We start from the raw sequence: 3880 nt of genomic DNA, 5'->3' as shown, positions 1-3880 counted from the left end.
CCCGGCCGCACCACGAACCGGTCGCCCACGGCCAGGCCGCCGACCGGGATCCGGACCTCGGCCCCGCCGCGCAGCACGGTGACGTCCTTGGCGCCCAGTTCCAGCAGCGCCCTGAGCGCGGCGCCCGCGGTCCGCTTGGAGCGGGCCTCGAAGTAGCGGCCGGCCAGGATGAAGGCGGTGACGCCGGCCGCCGCCTCCAGGTAGATGTTCGACGGGCCGTCGCTGCGGGCGATGGTCAGCTCGAAGCCGTGCCGCATGCCCGGCATCCCGGCGTCGCCGAGGAACAGCGCCCACAGGGACCAGAGGAACGCGGCGCCGGTGCCGAGCGAGACCAGGGTGTCCATGGTCGCGGCGCCGTGCTTGAGGTTGGTCCAGGCGGCGCGGTGGAACGGCCAGGCGGCGTAGGTGACCACCGGCGCGGCCAGCACCAGCGACAGCCACTGCCAGTTGTCGAACTGCAGGGCCGGCACCATCGCCATCGCGATCACCGGCACCGCGAGCGCCACGGCCGTGACCAGCCGCTGGCGCAGCGGCGCGAGTTCGTCGACCGGCTCGGCCTGCCCGGCCTGCCCGGCCTGCCCGGTCGGGCCTTCGGCGGCCGGCGGCTTCGGCAGCGCGGCGCTGTAGCCGGTGGCCTCGACGGTGGCGATCAGGTCGGCGACGTCGACGCCCGCGGGGAAGGCGACCTTCGCCTTCTCGGTGGCGTAGTTGACGCTCGCCGAGACGCCGTCCATCCGGTTGAGCTTCTTCTCGATGCGGGCCGCGCACGAGGCGCAGGTCATGCCGCCGATCGAGAGTTCCACCTCCGTGGAGGCGGGTGCCTGGGTGGTCATCGTTGCTCCTCGTGACAGTCGTCGTTCCGGGGACGTGCTGAGCGTCTCCGGTCCGACCTCCATACCCTCGCGGGGTATCGGTCGGCGTCGAGTTCCTTTATACCCCCCTGGGGTACCCATAACAAGCAGATACCCCCAGCAGGTATCTTCCGGGTCGGCGATCCGCCCCGCCCGAAAACCCCCGGGAGGTACCCACCGCCGGGCGTCAGTGCCGGTCGTGCCGGTGCCCGTCCCCGACTGCGGGCTCGCCGCCCATCATCCGGAGCATGGCGCGGCCGCCGGTACGCAGGAAGCGGGCGAGCAGGGCGGCGGCGAGGAACAGGAAGGCGATGTTCAGCCAGGTGGTGTAGTTCCACTCGATGCCCGCCATCGGGATCTCGGCCTCGCGCTGGTCGGGGACCAGGCCGAGCGCGCCGAAGAGGAACTCGACGGTGTAGCCGGCCACCACCATGGCCGCGTAGAAGGTGCCGAGCAGGAACAGGGCCGTCCGACGCCCGTAGTACTTCCGGTAGATGTTGAGGATCGGCAGGATCAGCAGGTCCGCGAAGATGAACGCGACGACCCCGCCGAAGCTGATCCCGCCCTTCCACAGCACCACCGCGAGCGGCACGTTACCGATCGAGCAGACGAAGGACGCCATCGCCACCAGCGGGCCGACCAGCGGGCCCCACAGCCGGCCGGCGAGCGGGTGGTCGGCGAAGAAGAAGGCCTGCCAGAAGGAGTCCGGCACCCAGGCGGCGATGGCACCGGCGATGAGCAGCCCGAGGACGAGGTCCTTGAGGATCGCCGCCCACTCCATCACGAACACGTGCGACACGGCCGTGACGCCCTGCCGGGACAGCAGCCGCCGGGCAAAGGAGCCCTCCCCGGCGACGGACATGTCCATCGCCGCGTGGCCCTCCATCGAGCCGGCCAGGCCGCGTTCGGCCTGGGCGCGGGCCTCACGCAGCAGCCGGTCGCGCAGCAGCAGCCGGAAGAGCAGGGCGAGGACGAGGATCATCACCGGCCCGCCGACGAACTCGGCCGCCGTGAACTGCCAGCCGAGCAACAGTGCCAGGATGACGCCGAGTTCGACGACCAGGTTGGTCGAGGCGATCTCGAAGGCCATCGCGGCGGTGAAGTCCGCGCCCTTGCGGAACAGCGAGCGGGCGAGGGCCACGGCCGCGTACGAGCAGGAGGAGGAGGCCGCGCCGAGGAGGGCGGCGACGCCGAGGGTGCGGGGGCGGTCGTCGCCGAGCAGCCGGACGACGGTGGACTTGCGGACGACGGCCTGGACGACGGCGGAGAGCAGGAAGCCGAGGATCAGCGCCCAGGCGATCTCCCAGGTCATCGATCCGGCGATGGACAGCGCGTGCAGGATCGCGTGCATGGTGGGTCCGCCTTCCCTGGTGCCCCGGGTTCGCCAGCGCCGAGCACCATATACCCGTACCGGGTATCACCCCTCGCACCTCGCCGGGGGCCCGGCCGCTCCCCCGCCAGACCCCTGTCAGACCTCCGTCAGGCCGCCGCCAGCGGGGCCGACGGCTGCGCCGCCCGGTCCAGCCCGAGGTTGCGGTGGATCTCCAGGGCGGCGGTGGAGCGGTTCAGCGTGATGAAGTGCAGGCCGGGCGCACCCTCGCGGAGCAGGCGCTCGGCCATCCGGGTGGCGTGGTCGACGCCGATGCGGTGAGCGGTCGGCCGGTCGCCGCGAGCCGCCTCCAGCCGTGCGGCCAGGCCCGCCGGGAAGGAGGCGCCGCTGAGTTCGGCGAAGCGGACGATCTGGCGGACGTCGGTGGCCGGCATGATCTCCGGGATGACCGGGGTGTCACAGCCGGCCTCGGCGAGCCGGTCGCGCAGCCGCAGGTAGTGCTCGACGTCGAAGAACATCTGGGTGACGGCGTAGTCGGCGCCCGCCCGGCACTTGGCGACGAAGTGCCGGATGTCGTCCGCCCAGTTTGCCGAGCGCGGGTGGCGCTCCGGGAAGGCCGCCACCCCGACCGTGAACGCGCCGCAGCCCTTGACCAGTTCGACCAGTTCGACGGCGTGCCGCAGGCCCCGGGGGTGCGGCTCCCAGACGCCGTTCGGGTTGCCGGGCGGGTCGCCGCGCAGGGCGAGGACGTCGCGGATCCCGACGTCCGCGTAGCGCCGCAGGACGGCCTGGAGCTCGGCGGTGGAGTGGCCGACGGCGGTCAGGTGGGCCACCGGCCGCAGCGTGGTCTGGGCGGCGATCCGCTCGGTGGTCTCGATGGTGCGGTCGCGCGAGGAGCCGCCGGCGCCGTAGGTGACGGAGACGAAGGTCGGCGCGACCGCCTCCACCCGCCGGATCGCGGCCCACAGGGAGCGCCCACCGGCGTCGTCCTTGGCGGGGAAGAACTCGAAGGAGTACGTCCGCTCGCCGGCCGCCAGGATCTCGCGCAGTCCGCGCGGGCCGCGCGCTCCGGGTCGGGTGGTGTGGTCCATGGGGTGTCACCTCGGGTGATGGGGGTCGGCCGCCTGCCGGGGCCGGCCGCCGGGATGCGGGCGGCCGCTTCCACCCTGCCGGAAGGGCGCAACGAGATTGCCACAAGGATTAGTTGACGATCGGTCGAGTCCGTTTCACGGCCATCGCGAGCGACGCCCTCAGTTACCCCTGGGGGGTATGGTACGTTCTCCAGGCGAAGCGGCCGACCGCACCCGCGGCCGGCGCCGGGCACTGACGACAGGAGCACCCCCATGTCCGAGACCACCGCCACCGCCGAGTCCCCCGCCACCGGGACCGCCGCCTCCTGCTGCGGCTCCTGCGGCACCGGCGCCACCGAGGCCCCCGCCACCGGAACCGCCGGGCGGGCCGTCTTCCAGGTCAAGGGCATGACCTGCGGCCACTGCGTCACCTCGGTGACCGCCGAACTGCGGAAGATCGACGGCATCACCGACGTCGCCGTGGACCTCACCACCGGCAAGGTCACCGTCGACAGCACCCTGCCGCGGGCCGCCCCGTCCCTCGCCCCCGCCCACCAAGAAGGCGGCGACCAACCGCGGGGGCGCCCCGCGGGGGGGGCGACAGCCCCCAGACGGCGCCCCCCCCCCGC

General features: G+C 73.1%; 4 protein-coding genes. 1 reads left to right on the top strand and 3 read right to left on the bottom strand.

Annotated features, from left to right (window positions below):
• The 3 genes from ACFV6I_RS38355 to metF all read right to left on the bottom strand — a co-directional run.
• A partial coding sequence (locus ACFV6I_RS38355) for a cation transporter (RefSeq protein ID WP_380430800.1) occupies window positions 1-833 on the bottom strand: 833 nt, incomplete at its 3' end.
• Window positions 834-1038: 205 nt separating this feature from the next.
• Window positions 1039-2202 carry a permease gene (locus ACFV6I_RS38350; protein ID WP_380430797.1) on the bottom strand — a complete coding sequence of 388 codons (1164 nt, stop codon included), beginning with the start codon at window positions 2200-2202 and terminating at the stop codon, window positions 1039-1041.
• Window positions 2203-2330: 128 nt separating this feature from the next.
• Complete coding sequence (gene metF, locus ACFV6I_RS38345) at window positions 2331-3272, bottom strand: methylenetetrahydrofolate reductase [NAD(P)H] (protein WP_380430795.1); 942 nt, start codon at window positions 3270-3272, stop codon at window positions 2331-2333.
• A gap of 252 nt (window positions 3273-3524) precedes the next feature.
• Here metF and ACFV6I_RS38340 point away from each other — a divergent pair.
• On the top strand, window positions 3525-3880 hold a 356-nt coding region (locus ACFV6I_RS38340; RefSeq protein ID WP_380430792.1), incomplete at its 3' end, for a heavy-metal-associated domain-containing protein.

Source organism: Kitasatospora sp. NPDC059803, assembly GCF_042732255.1.
In the GTDB taxonomy this organism is placed as follows: Bacteria; Actinomycetota; Actinomycetes; order Streptomycetales; family Streptomycetaceae; genus Kitasatospora.
The sequence above is the reverse complement of the archived record's forward strand: the minus strand, read 5'-3'. Positions and strand labels throughout refer to the sequence as shown.

Bases quoted from the DNA above. Each gene is read 5' to 3' on its own strand.
- ACFV6I_RS38350 (WP_380430797.1), bottom strand. From the start codon at position 2,202: ATGCACGCGATCCTGCACGCGCTGTCCATCGCCGGATCGATGACCTGG.
- metF (WP_380430795.1), bottom strand. From the start codon at position 3,272: ATGGACCACACCACCCGACCCGGAGCGCGCGGCCCGCGCGGACTGCGC.